The 26152-nt window shown below is 45.7% G+C and carries 25 protein-coding genes; 14 read left to right on the forward strand and 11 right to left on the reverse strand.

Translation table 11 applies throughout. The features are described from left to right. Positions 1-133 precede the first annotated feature (133 nt). From yajC to mepA, 6 genes are all read left to right on the forward strand, one after another. Positions 134-463, forward strand: a complete 330-nt coding sequence (gene yajC, locus LYZ37_RS03210; protein WP_004747918.1) for a preprotein translocase subunit YajC — start codon at positions 134-136, stop codon at positions 461-463. 21 nt (positions 464-484) lie between these two features. Beyond that, a complete protein-coding gene (gene secD / locus LYZ37_RS03215; RefSeq protein ID WP_084656669.1) occupies positions 485-2341 on the forward strand; it encodes a protein translocase subunit SecD in 1857 nt (618 codons plus the stop codon). Positions 2342-2350: 9 nt separating this feature from the next. Beyond that, positions 2351-3298 (forward strand): protein translocase subunit SecF, encoded by a 948-nt coding sequence (gene secF / locus LYZ37_RS03220; protein WP_171322180.1) that lies wholly within the window; start codon positions 2351-2353, stop codon positions 3296-3298. Between the two features lie 69 nt (positions 3299-3367). Next, entirely contained in the window at positions 3368-3877 is a 510-nt protein-coding gene (locus LYZ37_RS03225) for a hypothetical protein (protein ID WP_272786432.1), read from the forward strand. A 98-nt stretch (positions 3878-3975) separates the two neighbouring features. Further along, complete coding sequence (locus LYZ37_RS03230; protein WP_171382638.1) at positions 3976-4308, forward strand: DUF1904 domain-containing protein; 333 nt, start codon at positions 3976-3978, stop codon at positions 4306-4308. Between the two features lie 25 nt (positions 4309-4333). After that, positions 4334-5194, forward strand: coding sequence for a penicillin-insensitive murein endopeptidase (gene mepA / locus LYZ37_RS03235; protein WP_420794621.1), 861 nt, complete (start codon positions 4334-4336; stop codon positions 5192-5194). Positions 5195-5207: 13 nt separating this feature from the next. On the opposite strand, the gene LYZ37_RS03240 is transcribed toward mepA, so the two are convergent. The 3 genes from LYZ37_RS03240 to rdgC all read right to left on the reverse strand — a co-directional run bounded on the left by LYZ37_RS03240 (position 5208) and on the right by rdgC (position 7938). Further along, on the reverse strand, positions 5208-5462 hold the full coding sequence (locus LYZ37_RS03240) for a YfhL family 4Fe-4S dicluster ferredoxin (RefSeq protein WP_004747928.1): 255 nt from the start codon (positions 5460-5462) through the stop codon (positions 5208-5210). Between the two features lie 3 nt (positions 5463-5465). Further along, positions 5466-6863: a prephenate-dependent tRNA uridine(34) hydroxylase TrhP gene (trhP, locus tag LYZ37_RS03245; protein ID WP_272786435.1), complete on the reverse strand. Its 1398-nt coding sequence runs from the start codon at positions 6861-6863 to the stop codon at positions 5466-5468. 160 nt (positions 6864-7023) lie between these two features. Then, entirely contained in the window at positions 7024-7938 is a 915-nt protein-coding gene (gene rdgC, locus LYZ37_RS03250; protein ID WP_004747930.1) for a recombination-associated protein RdgC, read from the reverse strand. A 217-nt stretch (positions 7939-8155) separates the two neighbouring features. Here rdgC and phoB point away from each other — a divergent pair, with 217 nt between their 5' ends. Genes phoB through LYZ37_RS03265 form a run of 3 tightly spaced genes read left to right on the forward strand, consistent with a single transcriptional unit; the run spans position 8156 to position 11119 of the window. Then, on the forward strand, positions 8156-8845 hold the full coding sequence (gene phoB, locus LYZ37_RS03255; protein WP_004747931.1) for a phosphate regulon transcriptional regulator PhoB: 690 nt from the start codon (positions 8156-8158) through the stop codon (positions 8843-8845). Between the two features lie 25 nt (positions 8846-8870). Beyond that, the gene (gene phoR, locus LYZ37_RS03260) at positions 8871-10169 is read left to right on the forward strand and encodes a phosphate regulon sensor histidine kinase PhoR (protein ID WP_004747932.1); all 1299 of its coding nucleotides are present in this window, start codon (positions 8871-8873) and stop codon (positions 10167-10169) included. A 20-nt stretch (positions 10170-10189) separates the two neighbouring features. Next, a complete protein-coding gene (locus LYZ37_RS03265; protein ID WP_420794624.1) occupies positions 10190-11119 on the forward strand; it encodes a PstS family phosphate ABC transporter substrate-binding protein in 930 nt (309 codons plus the stop codon). Between the two features lie 44 nt (positions 11120-11163). Here the strand turns inward: LYZ37_RS03265 and ppx are convergent, their stop codons facing one another. Further along, the gene (gene ppx, locus LYZ37_RS03270) at positions 11164-12657 is read right to left on the reverse strand and encodes an exopolyphosphatase (protein WP_272786438.1); all 1494 of its coding nucleotides are present in this window, start codon (positions 12655-12657) and stop codon (positions 11164-11166) included. Then, entirely contained in the window at positions 12638-14749 is a 2112-nt protein-coding gene (gene ppk1 / locus LYZ37_RS03275; protein WP_272786439.1) for a polyphosphate kinase 1, read from the reverse strand. Before ppk1 ends, ppx begins: the two co-directional genes overlap by 20 nt. 195 nt (positions 14750-14944) lie before the next feature. Here ppk1 and LYZ37_RS03280 point away from each other — a divergent pair, with 195 nt between their 5' ends. From LYZ37_RS03280 to phoU, 4 genes are read left to right on the forward strand one after another with little or no spacing between them, the layout of a single operon-like run. Continuing rightward, positions 14945-17128: an ABC transporter permease subunit gene (locus tag LYZ37_RS03280; RefSeq protein WP_272786440.1), complete on the forward strand. Its 2184-nt coding sequence runs from the start codon at positions 14945-14947 to the stop codon at positions 17126-17128. Positions 17129-17154: 26 nt separating this feature from the next. Next, positions 17155-18801, forward strand: a complete 1647-nt coding sequence (gene pstA, locus LYZ37_RS03285) for a phosphate ABC transporter permease PstA (protein WP_272786441.1) — start codon at positions 17155-17157, stop codon at positions 18799-18801. Positions 18802-18803: 2 nt separating this feature from the next. Then, on the forward strand, positions 18804-19622 hold the full coding sequence (gene pstB / locus LYZ37_RS03290; protein ID WP_004747940.1) for a phosphate ABC transporter ATP-binding protein PstB: 819 nt from the start codon (positions 18804-18806) through the stop codon (positions 19620-19622). 49 nt (positions 19623-19671) lie between these two features. After that, positions 19672-20370 carry a phosphate signaling complex protein PhoU gene (phoU, locus tag LYZ37_RS03295; protein ID WP_004747942.1) on the forward strand — a complete coding sequence of 233 codons (699 nt, stop codon included), beginning with the start codon at positions 19672-19674 and terminating at the stop codon, positions 20368-20370. Here the strand turns inward: phoU and LYZ37_RS03300 are convergent. From LYZ37_RS03300 to LYZ37_RS03325, 6 genes are all read right to left on the reverse strand, one after another. Further along, on the reverse strand, positions 20367-20879 hold the full coding sequence (locus tag LYZ37_RS03300) for a hypothetical protein (RefSeq protein ID WP_272786442.1): 513 nt from the start codon (positions 20877-20879) through the stop codon (positions 20367-20369). The two genes, phoU and LYZ37_RS03300, sit on opposite strands and share 4 nt — an antisense overlap. 135 nt (positions 20880-21014) lie before the next feature. Continuing rightward, positions 21015-21944, reverse strand: a complete 930-nt coding sequence (locus LYZ37_RS03305) for a LysR family transcriptional regulator (protein WP_272786444.1) — start codon at positions 21942-21944, stop codon at positions 21015-21017. 12 nt (positions 21945-21956) lie between these two features. After that, complete coding sequence (gene ppk2, locus LYZ37_RS03310; protein WP_272786445.1) at positions 21957-22739, reverse strand: polyphosphate kinase 2; 783 nt, start codon at positions 22737-22739, stop codon at positions 21957-21959. Between the two features lie 54 nt (positions 22740-22793). Beyond that, positions 22794-23546 (reverse strand): copper homeostasis protein CutC, encoded by a 753-nt coding sequence (locus LYZ37_RS03315; protein ID WP_272786447.1) that lies wholly within the window; start codon positions 23544-23546, stop codon positions 22794-22796. A 157-nt stretch (positions 23547-23703) separates the two neighbouring features. Beyond that, entirely contained in the window at positions 23704-24006 is a 303-nt protein-coding gene (locus LYZ37_RS03320; protein ID WP_004747950.1) for a YebG family protein, read from the reverse strand. A 129-nt stretch (positions 24007-24135) separates the two neighbouring features. Further along, entirely contained in the window at positions 24136-24822 is a 687-nt protein-coding gene (locus tag LYZ37_RS03325) for a TetR/AcrR family transcriptional regulator (RefSeq protein ID WP_272786451.1), read from the reverse strand. Positions 24823-24918: 96 nt separating this feature from the next. On the opposite strand from LYZ37_RS03325, the gene LYZ37_RS03330 reads away from it, so the two are divergent. Further along, the gene (locus LYZ37_RS03330) at positions 24919-26151 is read left to right on the forward strand and encodes an efflux RND transporter periplasmic adaptor subunit (protein ID WP_272786453.1); all 1233 of its coding nucleotides are present in this window, start codon (positions 24919-24921) and stop codon (positions 26149-26151) included. Position 26152: the final 1 nt, after the last annotated feature.

A 26152-nucleotide genomic window follows, 5' to 3' on the forward strand; every position in this document is an offset into this window, starting at 1 on the left:
AGGCTTTTGCTAATAAAGTAGGCGAACGCAGGTTATTTTTGAGAGAGCGATCTCTATTAGTCACTCTCAGACTTGAAACTAAAATGCGAAAGCCCAACTTGGATATTAATAAAAAATAATAGAGGACTTTTTAATGTTTATTTCTCAAGCTCACGCAGCAGCAGAAGGCGCTCCAGCAGGCGGCGGTTTTGAAATGCTAATCATGCTAGGTATGTTCGCGGTGATCTTCTACTTCATGATCTACCGTCCACAAGCTAAGCGTGTAAAAGAGCACAAGAGCCTAATGTCTTCGATGGGCAAAGGTGATGAAGTTCTAACAAGCGGTGGTCTAGTAGGTAAAATTACTAAAATCGCAGAAGACAACGACTACATCTCTATCGAGCTGAACACAAATAACGAAGTTGTGATCAAGAAAGATTTCGTTACTGCAGTGCTACCAAAAGGTACGCTTAAGTCTCTATAAAACAGCTAGAGGATCCTCGCTGTGCTAAACCGCTATCCTATGTGGAAGTACCTAATGGTGGTGTTCGCCATCGCCATTGCTGCATTGTATGCACTTCCAAATATCTACGGTGAAGATCCGGCTATTCAAGTTACAGGGGCGCGTGGCGCCTCTGTAGATATGTCAACGCTGGATTCTGTCACTAAAGCTCTTGATGAACAGGGCTTATCTCATAAATCCATTGCTCTCGAAAATGGATCTATTCTCGTACGTTTTAACGACACTGACACGCAAATCAGTGCTCGCGATATTATCAACGAAGCGCTTGGCAGCGATAAAATTGTTGCTCTTAACCTTGCTCCTGCAACACCAGACTGGCTAGAGTCTATTGGTGCGGCACCAATGAAGCTTGGTCTTGACCTGCGTGGTGGTGTTCACTTCTTGATGGAAGTGGATATGGACGCTGCAATGGAAAAGCTAGTTGGTCAGCAAGAAGAAGCTTTCCGTAGCGAACTTCGTGAAGAGAAAATTCGTTACCGTGCTATTCGCCCTTCAGGTAAAGATGCCGTTGAAGTACTGCTTCGTAACGAAGAACAGTTAGCGGATGCTGAGCGCATTCTAAAGCAAAACCATCCAGATATGATCTTCACAGAATCAGACTCTGATGGTCGCTACGCGTTAACCGCAACCTTTACTGAGCAGCGCTTAACTGAAATTCGTAACTACGCTGTTGAGCAGAACATCACCATCCTACGTAATCGTGTAAACGAACTTGGTGTTGCTGAGCCTCTTGTTCAACGCCAAGGCGCAAGCCGTATTGTTGTTGAGCTTCCTGGTGTACAAGACACGGCTCGTGCTAAAGAAATTCTTGGTGCAACAGCGACGCTTGAGTTCCGTGAAGTGGATTCGAAAGCGGATCTAGCCGCTGCAGCAAATGGTCGTGCGCCAGCAGGTAGTGAGATCAAGCAAGACCGTGATGGTCGCCCAGTTGTGCTTAAAAAGCGTGTCATTCTAGGTGGTTCAAGCATTACGGATGCAAGCTCAAGTGTTGATGAATATGGTCGTCCGCAAGTTAACATCTCGCTAGACAGCGAAGGTGGTAACAAGATGTCTGCGTTCTCGAAAAAGAACATTGGTAAGCTAATGGCTACCGTGTTTGCAGAGTACAAAGACAGTGGCCGTAAAACGCCTGATGGTCGAGTGATTCTGACTAAGCATGAAGAAGTGATCAACCAAGCAACGATTCAATCTGCTCTTGGTCGTAACTTCCGTATCACAGGTATTGATTCAGCTTCAGAAGCACATAACCTAGCGCTTCTACTACGCGCAGGTGCTCTGATTGCGCCAATCTCTATCGTTGAAGAACGTACCATTGGTCCTTCTATGGGTCAGCAGAACATCGATATGGGTATTCAAGCGTGTATCTTTGGTTTAGTTGCGGTGATGCTTTTCTGTCTGGTTTACTACCGTAAGTTTGGTATTTTTGCTAACTGTGCCTTGATTGCTAACATCGTACTTATCATAGGTATCATGTCGATGATACCTGGTGCGACGATGACGCTACCCGGTATTGCTGGTATCGTTCTGACGGTGGGTATGGCGGTCGATGCCAACGTACTTATCTTTGAGCGTATTCGTGAAGAGCTGCGTGAAGGTCGTAACCCTCAACAAGCGATTCACCAAGGTTACGCCAACGCGTTCAGTACCATTGCCGATGCGAACATCACAACCCTTATCACTGCGATTATCCTATTTGCAGTAGGTACAGGTGCGATTAAAGGTTTCGCAGTAACGCTATCTATCGGTATCTTGACCTCAATGTTTACAGCCATCATTGGTACACGTTGTATCGTGAACCTATTGTACGGCGGTAAACGAATCAAAAAATTGTCGATCTAGGGAAGTATTATGTTTCAGTTATTGAAAACAGACAAAACGATCGACTTTATGCGTTGGTCAAAGCTGGCATTTGTTTTCTCAATCCTAATGATTGGTGCGTCAATCTTTACTCTATCAACCAAGTGGTTGAATTGGGGTCTAGACTTTACTGGCGGTACCTTGATCGAAGTCGGTTTTGAGCAACCAGCTAACCTTGAAGATATTCGTAGTGCTCTAGAAGCGAAAGGCTTCGGTGATGCGACAGTACAGAACTTTGGAAGTGCTCGTGACGTTATGGTGCGTCTGCGTCCGCGTGAAGATGTTGCCGGTGAAACACTAGGTAACCAGATCCTAGATGCTATTAAAGATGGTACAGGTGAAAGCGTTGAGATGCGTCGTATCGAATTCGTTGGTCCGAACGTCGGTGATGAGCTAACAGAAGCAGGTGGTCTTGCGATCCTTGTTTCCCTTATCTGTATCTTGATCTACGTATCGGTGCGATTTGAGTGGCGTTTGGCAGCGGGTGCTGTAATGGCTCTGACTCATGACGTTATCATTACGCTAGGCATCTTCTCACTGCTACAAATCGAAGTTGACCTGACGATCGTGGCGGCGCTATTAACCGTTGTGGGTTACTCGCTCAACGATACCATAGTTGTATTCGACCGCATCCGTGAAAACTTCCGTAAGATGCGTAAAGGCGAGCCTGCTGAGATCATGAACAACTCAATTACTCAAACATTGAGCCGTACATTGATTACTTCGGGTACAACCTTGTTCGTAGTTATCGCTCTGTTTACACAGGGTGGTGCTATGATTCACGGCTTCGCGACAGCACTTCTACTGGGTATTACGGTAGGTACTTACTCATCAATCTACGTAGCTTCGGCACTGGCATTGAAACTGGGTATTACCAAAGAACACCTAATGCCGCCTCAAGTAGAAAAAGAAGGTGCAGAGTTCGACGAGATGCCATAAGGCACATCAAACTCGCTATACGAAAGCCGCTGAAATTTCAGCGGCTTTATTGTTTTTAAAGGAAACCCAATGAACCGTTGTTTTGCGTTTTGTGTCTCTGTGCTGCTGAGTTCAACACTATCAGCGAACACATTAGTCATATCAGACGATACGGGCGATGAGTTGAAAGCGACGATTCAATCATCGTGGATGCATTGTGAGGAGCAACGTTGGTGTGCGGATAAGCTTTATTACTATCGAGAGAGCTTTATTGCCGAAGCGCAAATTAGCGAGCAGAGCCTAACCGTTGAGCTGTTTGCTGAATACTCACCTCACTTATTTTCTCAATTGCAGCTGCATCTACGTCAAGACGGCTTTGAACTGCTTAGAGCTGAGATTGAAGGGGTAGAGTTTGACGTTGCCTCTGCGGTTAAAGAGTCGTCGCTGGCGGAAGCGGATAAAGCGCTGATTCTGTTTCTTAATCGCTATACCTCTAGCGCTAAACGGACACTTGAATGGCAAAGTAGCATTTGGCATGCTCGGCTACAAAGTGATGGCGAAGTGGTGTCGTTAACATTGACTATTCACGAGCCTTTGTGAGAGCGAAGTCGCCAAATATCCTCTTGATTAATTAGTAAGCAAGACTTTATTCAATAACTTGTTATGATGAATGAAAATAAAATAATAGGAATCAAGTCATGCCACATTTACGTTTTAGAGCAGTAGAGCCACAAACGGTCCAGACATTATCGAAATCGTTAATCGATGAACTCCAGCCGCACATGGACTGTCCGCGTGAGGATTTCACCTTTGAGTACATCTACAGCACTTTTTATCACGAAGGTGAGGTAAACCAAGCTTATCCGTTTGTCGAAGTGTTGTGGTTCAACCGTGGGCAAGAGACACAAGATGAAGTGGCTAAGATCATTACACATCAAGTGCGTGGCATGATCGGTGAAGATGTCGATGTCGCGGTGATCTTCACAGCGCTGGATGCAAGTGGCTACTATGATAATGGTCAGCACTACTAAAAGAGCATAAATGAGTGAGGTAAGGATGAGAAACACAATCGCGATGACAATAGCGGCGTTCTTATCCTTTCTGAACGTGATTCCGGTGACGGCGCATGCCACGCCCTGGGAGCAGATTCAAACCCCTTCCAAACAGAACCCTCAAGCCATTGGCAGCTATGCGAACGGCTGTTTAGCAGGTGGTGCCGCTTTACCACTTGAAGGTGAGGGCTATCAAGTGCTCCGCAGTCAGCGAGCACGCTACTATGGTCACCCTAATGCCGTGAGTTTCATTCAGAGATTGGCTAGCCTGACTAAAGATAAGCTCAATACCAGGCTGCTTATTGGTGATATCTCTTTACCACAAGGTGGGCGTTTTTCTTCTGGCCATTCTAGTCATCAAACTGGTCTTGATATTGATATTTGGCTGCGTTTGGCTGACTCTCCGCTGTCGCCAACAGATCTAGAAAAGCCCACACCTGTTAGCGTAGTGAACCTAAAGCAGTATCAACTGCTAAAGAAAAGCTGGGACAATCGTCACTTTCAATTGATTAAAATGGCAGCGAGTGATGAGCAGGTTGCACGGATATTCGTTCATCCAGTGATTAAAGAAAAGTTATGCGCTAGCGAAGAGGGAAGTGAAAGAGAGTGGCTGCGAAAGGTACGTCCTTGGTGGGGCCATCACTATCATATGCACGTACGATTACAGTGCCCTGAAGGAAGTATGAATTGTAAATCGCAGGCGGAGCCACCTCAAGGTGATGGCTGTGGGGCAGAGCTAGCGAGTTGGAAACCTCAACCCAAACCTGCAGCTCCCAAAGTAACGACAGCCAAACCGAAAAAGAAGCCTGTTAAAGTGATGCACCAACAGTGTCAGCAATTACTCAACAAAAACGCCGCTCGATGAGCGGCGTTTTCAATTAAGCTAAACCTTGAATAATGACGAACTTTTCGAGCAGTTCTTCATCGGTCTCAACATGGTTTGGATCTGTGATGATACATTTAGTTATTGGACACACAGACTGACACGTTGGCTTTTCATAGTGACCTTTACACTCAGTGCAGAGATCTGGGTCGATCTCAAAGATAGTGTCACCCATGGTAATTGCGCCGTTTGGGCACTCAGGGTCACACATATCGCAGTTGATGCACTTGTCGGTAATCAGTAACGCCATTGCTTATTTACCAGTTGGGTTACGGGTATCCTGACCTGAGTTTAGGTTACGCATTAATAGGCCGTATTCTAGATCCATATCTTCTGGAACTGGAATGAATACGAAGTGGCCGTTTCCTTTTGCGTCCTCAATCTTCTCTGACTTGCGGTTTTCCATCGCTTCAAGTGTGAAGATAACGTTGCCTTTTGGCGTCATTAGCTCAAGGCTATCACCAACAACGAATTTGTTTTTCACTTCAACTTCAGCAAGGTCACCACGGCGTTTGCCTGTGAATTCACCGACAAATTGCTGAGCGTCAGAAACTGAATAACCGTAGTCGTAGTTTTGGTAAGCATCATGAGTGTGACGACGTAGGAAGCCTTCTGTGTAGCCACGGTGAGCTAGGCTTTCTAGAGTGGTCATCAGGCTCTCATCAAATGGCTTGCCTGCAACCGCATCATCGATCGCTTTGCGGTAAACTTGCGCTGTACGAGCACAGTAGTAGAAAGACTTAGTACGGCCTTCAATCTTGAGTGAGTGAACACCCATCTTAGTCAAGCGCTCAACGTGTTGGATTGCACGCAAGTCTTTTGAGTTCATGATGTAAGTGCCGTGCTCATCTTCGTAAGCTGCCATCTTCTCTTCTGGACGGTGTGCTTCAGAAAGTAGAACCACTTCATCAGTTGGCTTACCACGACCGATTGTCGTTTCTGGACGCTCGTCTTGAACTTCGACTGTTTGCGCTTGTGCTGGGTCGAACTTTTCTACGATGTCGCCAGTGTCGTTTTCCTTGCCTTCTTCAACCTTGTATTCCCAACGACATGCATTGGTACATGTACCTTGGTTAGGGTCACGTTTGTTGATGTAGCCAGAAAGTAGGCAACGACCAGAGTAGGCCATACATAGAGCACCGTGAACGAACACTTCGAGTTCGGTTTCAGGACAGTGCTCGCGAATTTCTTCGATCTCTTCCAGAGAAAGCTCACGAGAAACAATCACACGCTCAACGCCGTTTGCCGCCCAGAACTTCACTGTTGCCCAGTTTACCGCGTTCGCCTGTACAGACAGGTGAATTGGCATTTCAGGGAAGGCTTCACGAACCATCATGATTAGACCAGGATCAGACATGATTAGCGCGTCTGGGCCCATTTCAACCACAGGTTTAAGGTCGCGGATGAAGGTTTTTAGCTTAGAGTTGTGCGGTTGGATGTTACAAACCACGTAAAGCTTTTTGCCAAGGGCATGAGCTTCGTCGATACCAATCTTTAGGTTTTCGTGGTTGAACTCGTTGTTACGTACACGAAGGCTGTAACGAGGTTGGCCTGCGTATACCGCGTCTGCGCCGTAGGCAAATGCGTAACGCATGTTTTTCAGGCTACCTGCTGGTGACAGTAGCTCAGGTACGAATGCTTTCTCAGTCATGTGTAATTCTCTTAATCTGATCTCAAGTCAGGCCGATTCCACCAGATGGGATCGGGGGCGCAAATTTTACGCCAAAATGTGACTTGTGACTAGGAAAAAGTCCATAACTAAGATGGGGAATTGCAAAAGGTGCCCGAATAGGTCGAGCACCTAGGAGGCATTAAGCGTTAGGGTGAGGTAAACCACCTAAGCATTCGTACAGGTTAGGTAAGAAAGCGCTTAGCTCGCCACATAGTAGAGAGAAGTCAGCGTCAAAGCGCGCTGCTTGATCTTCACGTGGAATATCATCATTTTGGTCTTTAAGCTCATCAGAGAACTTCAAGCGTTTGATGCTACCATCTTCAGCTAAGATGAACTCGATACGCTCTTGCCACCATAATGCCAGTTTAGTCACGACTTTATCAGCATCAATATGGCTGCGGATCTCGTCTGCGGTTAGCTCTTGCTTCTTACAACGAATCACACCGCCTTCTTCAAGCACTGATTTAAGCTCGGCTTCATCAAGCATTTGAATGCCAACCGGCGTCTCACCCGTTTTCACCCACTCAGTAAGGGTTGTTTCTACCGCTTTCTCAGGGATAGCTGGAACTACAGGTAAGCTGCCCATCGTCTTACGTAGTAGGGCTAAAACATCTTCCGCTTTTTTGAAGCTGCTCGCATCGACTAAAATAAAACCTTCTTTAGGCAGGATAAGAACATAAGTGTGGTTGCTACGGCTAAAGGCGCGCGGAAGCAAATCCATCACAATATCTTCTTTGAGGTTATCTTTTTCTTTCTTTTTAAGAGGGCGACCTTCTTGCGCTTCAAGAGCTTCTACTTTGGCATTCAAAGAGTCTTTGATGACTGACGCAGGTAGCATTTTTTCTTCTTTCTTAGCGCAGATAAGGATGCGGTTTTCAGAGACGTGAGTCATCATGTCACCATGCTTGCCCATGGCGGTAACCCAGCCAAATTTCTGCTTATCTTGGCTGCCACACGGGGTAAAACGAAACTCAGCTAATTGTTTCTCAAGCTGATCTGCGTTGAACTCAATTTCACGGTTAAAACGATACACCAGACAGTTTTTAAACCACATACTCTTTCTCTATACCTTTAAATTAGCAGCCAATCATAAAGACTTTTGTCGCGCTTGTCTTACTGCAAACACACAATAGTGGGATGAAAGTTATATGAAAATTTGTTTTCAAAGGTCACAAAAGTGTCATAATTGCTAGTAATAATGCCTATGCATCAAGAGGCGGCAGAACTGCCTTAATCATGAGAAAACTCAATTAACATAAGGTTATGCGATTATGTCTAGAAGGATTCTGGTTGTTGAAGACGAAGCACCAATTCGCGAAATGCTTTGCTTTGTTCTTGAACAGAAAGGTTACCAAGCGGTGGAAGCGGAAGATTACGACAGTGCGGTAACTAAACTGGCTGAACCCTTCCCAGATCTAGTGCTACTAGATTGGATGCTACCAGGTGGCAGCGGTATCAATTTTATTAAACATATGAAGCGTGAAGAGCTGACTCGTAACATTCCTGTTGTGATGTTAACGGCGCGTGGTGAGGAAGAAGACAAAGTCCGCGGACTTGAAGTCGGCGCTGACGACTACATTACCAAGCCATTCTCACCTAAAGAGCTGGTGGCTCGCTTAAAAGCTGTGATTCGTCGTGTGACACCAACCGCGCTAGAAGACGTGATTGACGTTCAAGGTCTTAAACTAGACCCAGTTTCACACCGAGTTACGGCTAACGATGAAGCGTTAGACATGGGCCCGACTGAGTTCAAAATGTTGCACTTCTTTATGACGCATCAAGAGCGCGTATATAGCCGTGAGCAACTGCTGAACAATGTTTGGGGAACCAACGTTTATGTTGAAGACCGCACAGTGGATGTACATATTCGTCGCTTGCGTAAAGCGCTAGAGGCAGCAGGGCATGACAAACTGATTCAGACAGTTCGTGGTGCAGGCTACCGATTCTCGACGAAAGCGTAACAAGCAATACCATTTGGAGAGGTAAGTGGTAGAACGGTTAACTTGGAAAAAGCTAGCCTGGGAGCTAGCTTTTTTTTACACCCCTTGGGTGATTGTAGGCTGGATTTTCGGATATATGCCGTGGTTGCTATTAGCTGCCACGGTTTTGCAGCTTGTATGGCATTTACATAACCAGATGCGCTTATCTGCATGGTTGTGGGACGAAAAGCGTCTTACGCCACCTTCGGGTAGTGGCAACTGGGAATCGTTGTTTAATGGTATTTACCGTTTGCAGCAACGCCAACGTAAAAAACGCAAAGAGTTAACCAACCTAATTCGCCGTTTCCGCAATGGTGCGGAATCCTTACCTGATGCCGTCGTCGTGTTTCGCGGTGAGGGCAATATTGTCTGGTGCAACAAACTTGCCCAGCACCTGCTTGGTTTTAAATGGCCCGATGATTCTGGTCAGCCTATTTCGAATCTGATTCGAACGCCGGATTTTATTAAGTACCTCAACAAGCAAGACTTCTCTGAACCCCTTGAGATGCGTTCACCACTCAATGTTGAACGTATGCTTGAGCTGCGTATCGTACCCTACACAGAAGGCGAGCACTTGATGGTGGTGCGTGACGTCTCTCAGCTTAAACAGCTGGAAGGGATGCGTCGTAACTTCTTCGCCAATGTCTCTCATGAGCTAAGAACGCCAATGACGGTGCTGCAAGGTTATCTTGAAATGACCGAAGACCCAGACATGGTGGTTGGCCCAATGTGGACCAAAGCTCATGGCGTAATGACTGAGCAGCTTAATCGCATGAACAGTCTGGTTAATCAGTTGCTGACGCTCTCTAAGATTGAAGCTGCGCCGATGCATGAGCTTGAAGAGGTCGTCAATGTTCCCGCGATGCTTGAAGTGCTAGAGAAAGAAGCGGCGAGTTTAAGCGGCGAGCTCGAACATAAATTGTCATTCGATGTCGATAGCAGCCTACGTGTATTAGGCGATGACGACCAGCTACGCAGTGCAATATCGAACCTGGTATACAACGCGGTGAAATATACTCCGGCAGGGGCAGATATTCGAGTTCGTTGGTATCAGTCTGCACAAGGTGCGCACTTAGAAGTGGAAGACAGTGGTGACGGTATCGAGCCGCAACACTTACATCGACTGACAGAAAGATTCTATCGCGTTGATAAAGCTCGCTCTCGTGATACTGGTGGTAGTGGCTTAGGCTTAGCCATTGTAAAACACGCGCTTAGCCATCATGACTCACACCTTGAAATTCAAAGTGAGGTCAATGTTGGCAGTAAGTTCTCGTTTATTTTGCCACCGCGATTAGTGGTGAGTTAATGAGAATAGCCATAGCGTCAATGTTATTGAGTGTTTGTATCTCGGCTTTTGCTGCGGATGAATTGCCAAGCTACAAGAAAAAGTCTGGGATTACGGGCAGTTTGACTAGCGTCGGCTCTGATACTTTGGCAGGTATGACGACCTTGTGGGTTGAGGAATTTAAAGAGCTATACCCGAGCGTTAATGGTCAGGTACAAGCTTCTGGCTCTTCGACTGCGCCACCTGCGCTGACTGAACGCACCGCTCAGTTTGGCCCTATGAGCCGGCCAATGCGAAATCGTGAGATTGAGGCATTTGAAAGAGAGCATGGTTACAAGCCGACTGAACTAAGAATTGCCATTGACGCAATTGGGATTTTTGTTCATCGCGATAACCCAATCAAAGGGCTGAACTTTTCACAGCTCGACAGTATTTTCTCGGCGACACTCCGTTGTGGTTCAACGCAACATATCAATACTTGGTCAGAGCTAGGTTTAGACTATCAGTGGTCTAAACGAGGCATGCAGCTGTTCGGCCGAAATTCCGTTTCTGGAACCTACGGCTATTTTAAGAAGAACGCACTTTGTGGTGGTGATTTTAAAAATAGTGTCAATGAGCAGCCAGGTTCGGCGTCTGTCGTTCAATCTGTCAGCTCTGCAATCAACACCATTGGCTACTCCGGTGTTGGCTATCAGGTTTCTGGAGTGAAGCTGTTACCGATAGCGAAACAGGGTCAAGATTACATCCAAGCGAGCCAAGAGAATATTCTATCTGGTAAGTACCCACTATCGCGCTACTTGTACGTCTATGTAAACAAGAACCCAGTCAAACCACTCAGTCCCATCGAGCAAGAGTTCATTCGCTTTATTTATTCAAAGCAAGGGCAGGCCTTGGTGGCAAAAGATGGTTATATTCCCATCTCGACGGATATCGCTCGCCGAGAGCTAGCGAAAGTCGGTATTTCGGAATAAAAGTAAATTTTGCTAGAGCCTCATTTAAGAGGCTCTATCTACACCTAGAAGCTTAACTCCCAGCCGGCAGCCAGCCAATATTCTTGCTCACTGGTTAGGTCCGCATCGAGCAATTTATTTGCTTCCAACCAGTTTTCATCTTGCGAAGTGAGTGACCACTTGTCGCCATCGATAGAGAGTTTGAGTTCTGGTAGCGGTTCATCATTACGTTGACCATTGAGTAAGATTGCCAAGCGTAGAATACGTATCAAACCGACGATGTGCTTTTTCTTAAACAGGGTAAACTCTTCCATCTCATGCAGTTTAAGAGCCTTTCTTTGGAATCGAACTAGCATGGCTAGCACGCGTTGCTGCTCACGGTTAAAGCCCGGCATGTAAGTATTACGAAGAATGTATGCGGAATGACGGTGAAAAGCTTGCAGGCTGATACTTAACCCTACTTCATGTAGCAGTGCGCTCCACTCTAGCAAGTCGAACAGCTCTGAGCTCTTTTTGATGCCGAGATCTTTATGGACTTGCTGTAAAAACTCGGTCGCTTGGCCTTTTATTTTTGCCGCGTGTTCTAAATCTACGAGATGCTTACTGGCGAGGTTCTCAGTGGTTCGCATACGAATATCAGAGCGTTTAAAGCTGTCTTCCATTTCAAACAGTAGACCTTCACGTAATGCGCCCTCGGAAAAGTGCATCTCAGTAACATTGAGGCTTTTTACTATTGCGGACAAGATAGCAACGCCGGCGGCAAAGACGGGTTTTCGTTCTGGGGTGAGCCCACTTAGCTCAATCTCATCAATGGTTTCCCACTCGCACAGCGTATCGATCACTTTATCCAGTCTTTTGGCGTTGATGAGACCATCCTCATAACCTAAGCCGACTAGAACTTCTCGGATTGCCTTGATAGTGCCAGAAGAGCCAAAAGCAATATCCCAACCTTTCTTGTTGTAGCGATAGGCCAAAGACTCCATCTTTTGCTCGGCGGCGAGAATAGCTTTAGCGAAATTTTTCTTAGATAACTTGCCGTTAGCGAAGTAACGTTTGGTGTAACTAACGCAGCCCATTTGCTTGCTGTTAATCAATTGGGGCTCGAATCCGCTTCCAATGATCATCTCAGTACTCCCCCCACCAATATCGACCACCAGTTTTGAGTCTGATTCGGGTTGGGTGTGAGCCACACCAAGGTAGATTAAGCGCGCCTCTTCAATTCCGGGAATAATTTCAATCGGAAAAGGGAGGACTTCCCGAGCGCGCTGCAAAAAGATATGTGCGTTATTGGCTTGGCGAAGCGTGTGGGTTGCTGCAATGCGAACGTTTTGCTGGTCAAAGCCTTGTAAGCGCTCAGCAAAAATCGCAAGGCATTCTAATCCACGTTCAATAGAAGCATTGTCTAGGTTTTTTTGTGCGTCGAGCCCAGCAGCTAGCCTAACTCGCTGCTTATGGCGACTGACAAGTTGTAAGTCTTGGTCAATGACTTTTGCTACCACCATATGGAAGCTATTGGAGCCCAAATCTATAGCGGCAACGTCACGAATGTCCGAGGTCATGTTTTATTAACGGCTCTTTACGTTTCTGATTCTTAGTTTGTTTTTCTATATTTTTAAGATAGTCGTAAATGGCAATTTGTGAGCGAACTTTCTTTCGGTTTCCGCGCGCTACGTAGCTATTACTCATTTCTTTATCGATCCATCTCGCCTTCACTGTATCGGTAAAGTGGATGTTAATGATATCAATAATACGCTGTTTAAGACGTTCGTCACGAATAGGGGTTGCGACCTCAATGCGATGGTCAATATTACGTGTCATCCAATCTGCTGAAGAAATGTAAACCTGTGGGTCACCGTTATTGTGGGTAATCATAACCCTTGGATGCTCTAAGAATCGATCAACAATACTGATGATCTTGATGTTGTCACTGACACCTTCGACCCCAGGAACTAAAGAGCACATCCCGCGAATGATCATGCGAATGTTGACCCCAGCCCCACTGGCTTCGTAGAGTTTATTGACCAAGCCCTTATCGACTAAGTTATTCGCTTTGAGAGTTAGCTCTGCTTTAAGACCTTGCTCTGCATTAGCGATTTCATTGTCTATCAGGCGGTAAAGTTGTTTACGCGAGTTGCGCGGTGAAACGATCAAGTGGTGAAACTTAATCGGTCGGTAAGGATTTTCTATGTAGTTGAATACCCCACGAACCTCGTTGGTCAGCTCTGAGTCCGCGGTGAGCAGAGAAAAGTCGGTATAGATTCGCGCATTTGTTTCGTGAAAATTACCGGTTCCGATGTGCGCGTAACGAACAATCTCGTCCTCTTCTCGGCGGCTAATGAGCAGTAGTTTGGAGTGAATCTTCAGCCCCGGAACGCCAAATATGACATGAACGCCAGCTTCTGTGAGTACTTTTGACCACTCGATATTCGCCTCTTCATCAAAGCGTGCTTGCAGCTCAACGACAACAGTCACCGCTTTGCCATTATGAACCGCGTCAATCAGCGAGTTCATTAGACGTGAGTCCTTGGCGACACGATAGATGTTGATCTTAATACTCAGCACCTTAGGGTCGAACGAAGCTTGGCGTACCCATTCACTGATATGCTCAAAAGTGTGGTAGGGGTAGTGCAGCAAGATGTCCTGCGCCTTTATGGCATCAAATTTATTGGCATATCCGCTAAAGTCAGCACATGCCATTGGCGGTAATGGTTTGTTTTCTAAGTAGTCTCTTCCTACATTAGGAAAGTCGATAAAGTCTTTAAAGTTATGGTAGCGTCCACCTGGAATTAAGCTGTCATAATTGGATACCTTGAGTTTTCTACATAGAAAGTCGAGCATAGCTTGAGGCATATCTCGCTCGTAGATGAACCTGACCGGCATGGCAGTTAAACGTTGGTTGACCCCTTCAGACATTTGCTCAATTAAGCTGTGTTCGACTTCATAGTTAAGATCATATTCAGCATCGCGTGTCATCTTCATCGCATAGCCGTTGAGTTCGTCGTAGTCGAAGAATCCGCTGAACAACTCATCTAAACAGTAGCGAATAATATTATCGAGTAAGATGATGGTTTTACGATGCTTGCGCTTTTGTTCTGGCACCATCACAAAACGAGGTAGGTGATCGGTCGGGACTTCAATCAACGCATACTGACTTTGTTCACCACTACGCAAATCAACGGCAATGTAGGCATATTCATCTTTTAGAAACTGCAGCACATCAATATCATCACGCATCATCAGTGGGGTGATGTGAGGCAGAACTTGTTTGCGGAAGTATTTTCTTACCCAATTTTGTTGAGTTTCGTTGAGCTGAGTCTCATTGACTAAAAAGATTCTATGCCTTGCCATATCGCGGATAAGCTCGGCGTATAGCTCATCGAAACGCTCATTGAGTCGTAGCGCTTTGGTCTGCATCTTGGTCAACAAGTGTTTGGAATTATCGTTTATTCCACGTTCTTGATTGATCAGAATTCGGCGTTTTACATCGGCAAAGCGAACTTTGTAAAACTCATCTAAGTTATTGGAAAATATGCCAAGAAAACGGATCCTTTCGATTAAAGGTACGCTTTTATCTGCGGCTTCTTGTAAGACGCGCTCATTGAAAGAGAGCCAACTTAATTCCTTTTCAATATACAGTTTCTCTGCGCTCATGATCTTACCTTTAACCGAAGTGACGAAGTAAAGTATTGAGAAAACTCTCAGATGAATAGCAACTTAAGGTGCTGAGATGACAGTTTTATTGCAAATTTTTATTGCATTGTTTTCAGTTGTTTATTGCGATCTGTAATATAATTGTCACCTAATAGAAATATTATACCCTCGGACGAAAATAGGTAAGAGAAACAGATGGGCCAAGCAGAATTCTCATTGAGAGAGCGAGATCAAAAGCGACTAATCAAAGATCGATTAGTTCGACTCGCTGTATCTGCTGGTGGTGTGGGCGTATTGGCGGCTCTGGTTCTGATCTTTGTCTACCTTGCCATGATGGTATTGCCTTTGTTTAGCGATGCCAAAATAACGCCTAATGTTCGTTCAGTTCCCATTTCAACCGTACAGCCAATAGCGCTAGGTGTCGATGACTCTGGCGAAAGCGCTTTTGTCATCTCTGAGCAAGGAACAATCGACTTCTGGTCACTGACCAAATCAAGTAGTGAGCCCGAGCTGTCACAGCAGGTTGGTCAACTCAATGACTTATTCGCTCAGTCACTCTCTGCGCAAGGTTTATATGGTTTTGCTTCGCCACAAGGACAAATAAAAATCATCAAGCCAAACTTAGATTCAGAGATGAAGCAAGGCGTTAGAGTACTAACCCCGAGTGTCACTGAACTCAAGCTACCATTTGATCTACGTACTGATAAGCACAAGTTAGTTAAATTTGCTTTTGCTACCCAAGACAGTATGGCGTTGGCGGGTTGGTATGATGACGGTTTTGTTAGAGTCCGTTGGTTAGAGCAGGGGCAAGCCTACCACTTTACTTTTGCCGCGCCAATGCCTGATTTGGATCAGCTAGTATTGACGCCTGATGGCAAGACACTTTATTTGCGCTCTGGCTCAGAGCTTATCGTGGCACTAAAGAAACAGAACCGATTTGAGGTTCGTGAGGTGGTGGACTTGAGCCAAGGTCGCCCTGAACATGCCGTCACTGATATCGATTTATTGCCGGGCGCCTACTCAGTTTTGGTCACTCACCAAGACGGTCTTGTATCTCAATGGTTTGATGTACTGATGGATGGAGAACGTTATTTAACTCACATTCGCCAGTTCAAGCTCGCTTCCGAGCTGCAATTCTTATTGCCAGATACCTACCGTAAAGGGTTCTACAGCTTTTATATCAACGGCACGGTGCAAAGTCACTATACCACCAGTGAAAAACTGGTGATGTTTGAGCGCGCATATCAGAAAGCCCCTCAGCTTGCAGCTATGTCGAACAATGAATCTTATCTGCTTGCCATTGATGACAGCACGCTCAGCTTATCTGTGATTGATAACCCGTACCCTGAAGTGTCGCTCTCTTCGCTTTGGCAGAAAGTGTGGTATGAAGGTTATCCAGAGCCTGAATTTGTTTGGCAAACGACGTCTGCCAGTGATGAGTTTGAGGCTAAGTTCAGCATAGTACCGATTGCATTTGGTACTTTAAAAGCAGCAGCGTTTGCGATGCTTTTTGCGATTCCTATCGCGGTGTTAGGTGCCATCTACACTGCCTACTTTATGACGCCGAAAATGCGCCGAGTCGTCAAACCTTCGATTGAACTGATGGAAGCACTACCTACGGTGATCATAGGTTTCCTCGCTGGATTATGGTTTGCGCCGATTGTAGAGAGCCATCTCGCAGCAGTTGTCGCCTTGATGCTGTTTCTACCTGTTTCTACGATACTATTTGGCCTGTTGTGGCATCAGTTTTCTGACCGATGGTCGGGCAAATTTTCTAACGGCTGGCATGCTGCGATTTTAATGCCAATCATTGTGGTGATTACCGTGGTGATTTTGTCGCAGAGCGGCAATATTGAAGCCTTATTGTTTAATGGTGATGTTAGGGTTTATCTGGCTGAGCACGGTATCGATTTTGATCAACGCAATGCGCTAGTGGTTGGCTTTGCGATGGGATTTGCGGTTATCCCTACGATCTTTACTATTGCCGAAGATGCTATTTTCTCAGTACCTAAGCATTTGTCGGATGGTTCGCTTGCTCTAGGGGCGACACCATGGCAAACACTGATTCATGTTGTTCTATTGACGGCGAGTCCCGGTATTTTTTCCGCGATTATGATGGGGCTCGGGCGCGCGGTAGGTGAAACCATGATTGTACTTATGGCGACAGGTAACACGCCTATTATGGATTGGAACATCCTTGAGGGGATGCGCACTCTATCTGCCACGATTGCGGTCGAAATGCCAGAGTCAGCGGTCGGTAGCTCCCACTATCGAATCTTGTTCTTAGCAGCCTTGTTGTTGCTAGTTTTTACCTTTGCGGTTAACTCTTTAGCTGAGTGGGTACGTGAGCGTTTACGCGCTAAGTATCGCTCGCTGTAAATCAGAATTATTAGGAAACCTTCTAAGTGTTTAAGTGGTTAAAGTCAGGCTCTCCTTGGATATGGTTAACAGGTGGTGCAGTCAGTATCAGCTTGTTGTCTGTGTTAGGGCTTTTGCTGCTTATTGGCTGGAAGGGGCTTTCTTACTTTTGGCCTGCCCCCTTGTATCAGTGGCAAACAAAGCAAGGCGACAATCTGGTTGGTCAAGTCTACTCGCAAGAGTACGTCCCTATCAGTCACTTACGTGAGATGGATATTGAACTGCCACAGGACGTGGTAGAAAAAGGTCTGGTAAAGCGGGTGAGCATTAAGGTTGCCAACCGCGACTTATACTCTTCCGACTTTGTATCGCTGTTAGAAATTGACCTTGATGAGCCAACGAAACCAGAAAACTGGGCGGTTATAGAGCGAACTCGTGGAGGTGACTTTTATGGTCGCCCGGTTGGATACATGCATGCGGATGGACGTGTAAGTAGCGATATTCTTCAAGACTACACGCAGGGAATCGCGTTTGCGGAAAAGTTACGCGATGAGATCGAAAATCTCATTGAGCGTGATGTTAGAGTGATTAATGCTCAAGCTGAGCGACTAAGATTAGAGAGAAAAAAGCGTAGCCTAAATGGCACGCTGGACGATGATTTCATTGCTTTGTATCAAAGCCAGAGTAACAAGTACACTGAGGCGTTAGCGGCAACAGAAGCAGAGTTAGACCGACTGCGCAATCAGTTGGCGAATCAAGGTTTGCTAGTTGAAGATATGACTGGTCAGCAGGTAACGATTCCACTAAGTGAGATTCTTGATTTGTGGTATCCGAACCAAATGAACTTAGCAGAGAAAACTGCTAGATGGGGTAAGCAGGCGTGGAAGTTCTTATCCGATGATCCTCGCGAGTCTAACTCTGAGGGTGGTGTGTTCCCTGCGATGTTCGGTACCGTGCTACTGGTGCTGATCATGTCGGTCATAGTGATGCCACTGGGTGTGATTGCGGCTATCTATCTTCACGAGTACGCTAAGAACAATGCGTTCACCCGCTTAATTCGAGTGGCAGTAATTAACCTTGCAGGGGTACCTTCAATTGTCTATGGCGTATTTGGACTGGGCTTCTTTGTTTACACGCTAGGCGGCTCAATCGACTCGCTATTCTATGCAGAGAAACTGCCAACCCCGACCTTTGGTACTCCCGGCCTGTTATGGTCAGCATTAACACTTGCAGTACTAACGCTGCCGGTGGTGATTGTGGCTACCGAAGAAGGTTTGACTCGAATTCCGAGCTCAGTTCGTCACGGTTCTTTAGCGTTAGGCGCGACTCAGTTTGAAACCATGTGGCGAATTGTCTTGCCGATGGCAAGTCCGGCGATTATTACTGGTTTGATCCTTGCGGTCGCTCGCGCAGCGGGTGAGGTTGCTCCGTTGATGTTAGTCGGGGCAGTAAAACTGGCGTCGAGCTTGCCTGTGGATAGCCAATTTCCGTTTTTGCATTTAGAGCGTAAGTTCATGCATTTGGGCTTCCATATCTATGATGTTGGCTTCCAAACCACTAACATTGAAACAGCAAGACCTTTGGTTTATGCCACGTCATTTTTGCTTGTAACAGTGATTGTTGGCCTGAATTTAACCGCGATCAGTATTCGAAATAATTTGCGCGAGAAGTACCGAACTCTAGGACAAGATTAACCATGTTTTCAGTCAATCAAACACTCGGCTACCAAGCCCCCTTAGATGTGAATAATCTGAGCGATGAGCAAACGGCGATTGCTATCGAAGGGTTGAACTTGTACTACCAAAACAGCCAGGCATTAAGTGATATCTCGATGCGAATTCCAAAAGGGCAGGTTACCGCGTTTATCGGTCCTTCTGGTTGTGGAAAATCGACACTGCTTCGTTGCATAAACCGCATGAACGATCTTGTTGATGGTTGCCGTGTCGAAGGCAAGGTCAAACTACACGGAAAAAACGTTTACCACCCGAAAGTCGATGTCGCCACGCTTCGCCGCCGAGTGGGTATGGTGTTCCAGCGCCCGAATCCGTTTCCCAAGTCTATCTACGAAAATGTGGTGTATGGCTTGCGTCTGCAAGGAATCAAAAATAGCCGCGCTCTCGATGATGCTGTCGAGCGCTCATTACGTGCTTCAGCGCTATGGGATGAGGTTAAAGATCGCTTACATGAAAATGCATTTGGATTGTCGGGTGGTCAGCAGCAGCGTTTGGTTATCGCGCGTGCAATAGCGATTGAACCTGAGGTACTGTTACTTGATGAGCCGACCTCAGCACTTGATCCTATTTCCACTTTAACCATTGAAGAGCTGATCAACGACCTGAAAACCAAATATACTGTAGTTATCGTTACCCATAACATGCAGCAGGCAGCGCGAGTGAGCGATCACACAGCCTTTATCCATATGGGTAAGTTGATCGAGTACTCAGATACCGACTCAATTTTTACGTCGCCATTGAAAAAGCAGACTGAAGATTATATTACGGGTCGATACGGCTAATTCGTCGTATTAGACTTTTTACTTATCCATTGGGAGATTAACGTTAACTATGAATTTTGGACGCCATATATCAGGTCAGTTTAATGTAGAGCTAGAGTCGATCCGAACCCATGTCTTGACGATGGGTGGTTTGGTCGAGCAGCAGTTGTCGTTTGCGATGCAAGCGCTGCACAAAGAAGACATTGAACTGGCGAGAAAAGTGGTGCGCGATGATCATAAAGTTAACGCGATGGAAGTCTCAATCGATGAAGCCTGTACTCGTATCATTGCCAAACGTCAGCCGACAGCAAAAGATTTACGACTGATTATGGCGATCATCAAGACGATTACGGATTTAGAACGTATTGGTGACGTCGCGACTAAAATTGCATATGTGGCGATAGAAAGTCCATCTTCCAAAGAGCGCCAGTTCCATGTTTCGTTGGAGCCGCTTTGCCGTCAAGCAATCAGCATGCTGCACCAAGTGCTTGATGCCTTTGCACGTATGGATGTTGATGCGGCAGCAGAAGTATACAAGCTCGATGATAAGATTGACGCTGAATACGAAGCGGTGATCCGTCAGTTGATGACCTATATGATGGAAGACCCGAAAAATATTCCCAATATCCTTCAGGTCATGTGGTCTGCTCGTGCGATAGAACGAGTTGGGGATCGCTGTCAAAACATCTGTGAATACATCATCTACTTTGTCAAAGGCAAAGATGTTCGCCACTTGGGTGAACAAAGTATTGATGATGCACTTCGTTAGAAGTGGAAGATAACCCCAGTAGAGAGGGTAGCAGACCAGTTTGAACTTAGCAGGGTTTTGTTCTTGTCGATATAGTTGAAATCGCCACCTAGTCTAAAGCCAATATTATCAGTGGCAAAAATGACCCAAGCTGCTGAAAAGCTTGCTCCAGTGCCTTCTGTATAACGTGTTTCATTCGAGAAGATATTATCTCGACTACCTTCGTATTCAACCAAACCAGCCTCCAATTGCAGCCCAAATTTAACAGGTTGGTCCATAAAGTGGTATTGCCCACCAATTCGGTAAGTTTTAAGCCTATCTTTATCCCAGAGTACTTCAGCTGAAGTGTGTGAATAGCTCAAGTAAAGCGCATCAAGGCCCAATACATCCGTCATCCCAAGTTGCAGACCGCCACCGGAGAGTCCTGCATCAAGGTAAGGTCCCATTTTGATTTCAGGAGAGATATGTAGCCCAGAAGCCAGTGTGCTAAATGGTGCTAGAAGAGTCAGTGCTAATATGTGCTTTTTCATCGTTGGAAGACCACTACAGAGTTTAAATTACTCTCTTCCTTGAGATGTGCTTGTCCTATAGTGGGATGATAGGTAATACGTTCATCTGGCTCTAATCTAAGTTACTTATATCGGTGATAAGTATTGGTTATTACCCTAGTGACCTAGCACTTGCTTTTCCAGAGCGGTTTGAATTTCTTTATGTAGCCATCTAATGAGGGGGTTATTGCGGTTTTTAATATGGTAATGGCTATATACGCTTGCTGTTTTTAACTCGTGATCTACATTGACTTCAATCGCGCGTAAAGACGGATATTGCTCTATTGGGAAAAGATTCGAGTGAGGCATAAACATATCGGTATGTTGAATGACGTCAATAACCGCCATTATCATCTCTGAGCGAAAACCAGTCTTCGCTGTCACCCCTTGCGATTTTAATATTTTCTCAGCAAGGCTCGCCTGTTCGTTCCAGCCTGGAACAATAAACGAGGCTATTTCATATCCTTCAAAATCTTGTGGCTCTGCGACCGTTTTGGTTATCGGGTGATCTTTTCGCACCAGTACAAGGCCATTTACGTCGATTAGATGGTTAATATAAACTTCTTTTGGTTTAGGTAGTTCATAGTTTACGCCAATCAATACTTGGCCTTTACTAATGTCCTCTAAGGTCGTTCGCGTCCAACTAACCAATTCAATTTCTGCGTTCGGTGCTTGAGACTTAAGTTGTTGGAATAAAGTACCCGATAAGCAAGTCAGAACCATTGGGGCGAGTGCGATTTTTAGTTTGGAGTTGACTTCGCTAGGGTCGAATTCTTGTGAGGCATTGAGTGCGTTAGCCAATCCATCTAAGTGGGGGGTGATTGACTCGGCAAGCTCAATGGCAAAAGAGGTCGGTTCTAATCCTTTGGGAACTTTGACGAAAAGATCATCATCAAAATGATGACGTAGCTTCTGCAAAGCTTGGCTAATTGCGGGCTGAGAGACAAATAGACGCTGAGAAGCCTTGCGCATATTAAGCTCTTGAGAGAGGACTAAGAAGGTTCTCAAAAGGTTTAAATCTAAGTTGTAAAACAGATCTTTTGCCATGCACTAATAACTCTAATACTTCTCAGGAACAAAGGTTTGTTCTTCAATTGGAGCTCGAATATATCCTTCTTTGTTGAGCTCTGGTAGCTCGATCTCTGGATAGGTAATATCCTGATACTCAATTTGTTCAAGTAGGTGGTTAATGCAGTTTAGGCGAGCACGTTTTTTATCATCTGAAGGGACTACCCACCATGGGCACTGCTTGGTGTCTGTATAGGCAAACATCTTATCTTTGGCCTCAGAGTATTCAGCCCAGCGGTTGCGCGATTCTAAGTCCATTGGGCTGAACTTCCAGCGCTTGATGGGAGTTTTGATTCGTTCCAAAAAGCGTTTTTCCTGTTCTTCGTCAGAGACGGAAAACCAATATTTGAGCAAGATGATGCCAGAACGCTGCAACATGCGCTCAAATTCAGGGCAAGATCGCAGAAATTCATCGTACTGCTCATCAGAGCAAAAGCCCATCACCTTTTCAACACCCGCTCGGTTGTACCAACTGCGGTCAAAAAGGACTATTTCACCCGCAGCAGGTAGGTGTGCAACGTAACGTTGGAAGTACCACTGGGTTTTCTCTTTTTCGGTAGGAGCGGGTAATGCAGCGATTCTACAAATGCGAGGGTTGAGTTTTTCTGTGATGCGTTTAATAACGCCACCTTTGCCAGCGGCGTCACGTCCTTCAAAGATCACAACGACTTTGAGGCCTTCCTGTTTTACCCACTCTTGCAGCTTTACCAACTCAATTTGAAGGCGTTGAAGCTCCTTTTCGTAAAACTTCTTATCCAGTTTGCTCTTAGCCATAGCGCACTCCTTTGTTATCAAAAGGTTAGCACTTGTGGAGTAGGGATGAGAGTTTTATCGCTGAGAACTGAGAGCCTCTACGACCTTTTCGATAGCCGAGCTACTGGTTACTGGAATCATGAAATCGTCGACGTTCTGATTGCCCATTTTTGCTTCTTCGCTGACGTTAGTCATATAGCTTGAGCGAGTACTCTTACCGGATAGATGAACTTCTCTGACGCCAGTGTGTTGAACGATGTTTTGAACATTGTCAGCTGTTAGCCCAGCACCGGCCATGATTGAGATTCTACCGTCAGCGATTTTGACCATCTGTTGCAGAACCTCTTTTCCTTGTTCTACATTGGTAGCCAAACCTGAAGTGAGGATACGCTCGCAGCCTAACGAAATTATCTCTTCAAGAGCTTGCTGCCAGTTACTGCTCTGGTCAATGGCACGGTGGAAGGTGATACCTAAGTTATATAACTTGGCACGTTGAGTCAGCTGTTCGGCTAACGGCATATCGACACGTCCATCTGCACTTAGAACCCCCAGTACTACACCTGCTAATCCCGCCTCTGCTGCCGCTTCGATATCGAGTAACATCGCCTCAATATCATCTTGGTCGTACAAGAAGTCTCCTTGCCTTGGTCTAATCATGGCGTAGACAGGGATAGGGGAGATTTGCGCCGCTTTTTTCATAAAACCAATGCTAGGCGTTAATCCACCAAGCGCTAGAGAGGAGCATAGCTCGATGCGTGTTGCGCCACCTGTAATCGCATTATGCAGTGATTCAAGATTATCGATACAAACTTCAACGTGGTACTTCATAGGTAGTGCTCTCTGAGGATAAGGTTGGCGTTATTTTAGCAGTCGAAGAGAAAGATATTAGGGTAAAGGTCGAAGATTTGATTTCCTCAAAAATGAGTGGGAGAAAATAAAAAACCTCAGCATGTGCTGAGGTTTAAGATTTTGAGCAGGAGCTAGATTAAGCTGCGTCGTCTTGTGCTGGTTCAGCGTCTTCGACGGCTTCAACCTTTTTAGGCTTCTTAGGTGCAGGTTTGCGTTTTGCACCCAGTGCGTAGAGCACTTCTTCTTTGTTTTGCGCTAGGAACATAGCCAAGTCTTCTTTCTTGCCTTCGTCTTCTAGCAGTTCACTTTTACCTAGTAGCTCAAAAAGCTCATCAGCCATATCAAGCATCTTGTCATATGCGTCAGCTTCCGCTTTAGAGGTAAAAGTCATTTTCTCTTCTCCGTTGCGTTCTACCACGTACTTGACGATTACAGCCATGGTTGGTCCTCTAACTCAAATTATCAAAAGTATTTACTGTCTGTTTATACAGCTTATTGGCGCTAAAGTCTAGGTAGCACAGGCGATCATGAGGTTGAGATCGGCAAAAATTTGATAACGCACTGTTCGTTATTGAGAAGATAGCGGTAAGCAGAATTGGAAAAGGTGTTCCGCCGCTATCTTGGCAACACTTTCTAGCATCTCTGGGGGAGGATTATCTATCGAGTGAATCTGCAGTCCATCGAGCATGGTCACAGCATAATGTGTCATGACTTGAATGTCGGCATTTTGCACGAGTTGACCATCATTGGCGGCTCTTTCAAATCGATTTTGAATGAGCTGAATGAATTCTACACGCATCTTCAAAGCGGATATTTTAACCACACTAGATTCATCGCTACAGGCCAGAGAACTCTGGATCATTAAGCAACCTTTGTTCTTCTCGTTGCTGCATTTTGCTTCGGCAGTTCGGGAAAAAATAGTCTCAATCACATCGCGAATTTGAGGTTGCTCCAATGCACTAAAGAATGGTGCGCCCTCACGATTCTTATACATCTCTACCGCTTGAAAATAGAGTTGCTCTTTATTGCCAAACGTTGCGTACATACTTGGTTTATTGATGCCCATCGCTTGGGTGAGATCTTTGAGTGACGCGCCGTCGTAACCTTGTGTCCAAAAGACATCCAAGGCTTTCTCTAGAGCGATTTCTTTATCAAAGCTTTTTGGGCGACCACAGGTTAAACGGACCATAACGTTATTCAACAACTTCTCAAATATGACACTCAAATGGTAAATCGCAGGCCGTGCGTTGTCCATATCGCAAATGTATTCATTTGGTAAATTTAACTTGATCAATGTCAAAAGTTGGGATTATTATACCGATCGGTACAAAATTAATGTAAGGATAGCGAGATGGTAGGTAAACACCTTAAAACACCCCTTCTACTTATCTCAATTGCAGCACCTTTGGTGTTGTCGGGATGTCAGGATTCACATGCAGAAGTGACTCAGTCTGCACCACCACCGCCAGGTGTTGAGGTGGCAGAAGTGCTGGTTGAAACCATCACTGAGCTTGATGAATATACGGGTCGTTTAGAATCACCTCAGACTGTATCGGTGATCCCGCGAGTGTCGGGCTACGTTGAACAAGTGCATTTTGAAGAAGGCACCATGGTTGAAGAAGGCGACGTTCTTTTCTCCATTGATGACCGAGCATTTGTGGCGGAAGTAGAGCGACTTGAAGCGGAACTGAGCAGCGCTAAAGCTAGTTACAACCAATCGATCAAAGATCACCAGCGCGCGCTTAAGCTCAATAAGAACAATGCTATTTCGCAAGAAACGGTAGATGCACGTTTTACCGCTAAGCAGCGCGGTGCGGCGAGTGTTGCTGCGATTAAAGCTTCGCTATCTCAAGCCAAATTAGATTTAGCCTTTACCAAAGTCACTGCGCCGATCACAGGCAAAGTGTCTAGGGCTGATATCACTAAAGGCAACTATGTATCAGCAGGTGATACTCAGTTAACCACGCTCGTGTCGACTGCTCATATGTACGCTTACTTCGATGTTGATGAAGTGACCTTCCTTAAGTACCAGAAGTTGAACAAGCTTAAAGCGGGTGAAGGTTACGCGAAGCAGCTAGTGCAGCTTGGCTTAGCGAATGACGCGGCTTACCCACGAGTAGGGCACATCGACTTTGTTGATAACGCAATCAATCAAGCAACAGGCACAATTCGAGTTCGCGCTGTCTTCGACAATGAAGATCAGTCTTTATGGCCTGGTATGTTTGCGAAACTGCGTATCACTGGTTCAAGCAGCTATGAAGGTGTGTTGATCGACAATCGTGCTGTGGGCACAGACCTCAACAATAAATACGTGTTGGTTCTTGATGAGAACAATATCGTTCAGTATCGCGCGGTTTCGCTAGGTGAAAAACTCAATGGTTTACGCATTGTGGCGGATGGTTTATTGCCGGGCGATAAAGTGGTGGTGAATGGTCTGCAACGTGTGCGTGCCAACATGCCAGTGACACCAAGTGAAGTCACTATGGCGAACGAATTGACCTTATCAATGTTGCGTGACCAACAAGATCTGATTGACCAACAGCGCCAATCTCTTACTACAGCGGCATTAAACGAGAAGGGATAAC

Origin of the sequence: Vibrio tubiashii, from assembly GCF_028551255.1 — a bacterium.
Lineage (GTDB): Bacteria > Pseudomonadota > Gammaproteobacteria > Enterobacterales > Vibrionaceae > Vibrio > Vibrio tubiashii_B.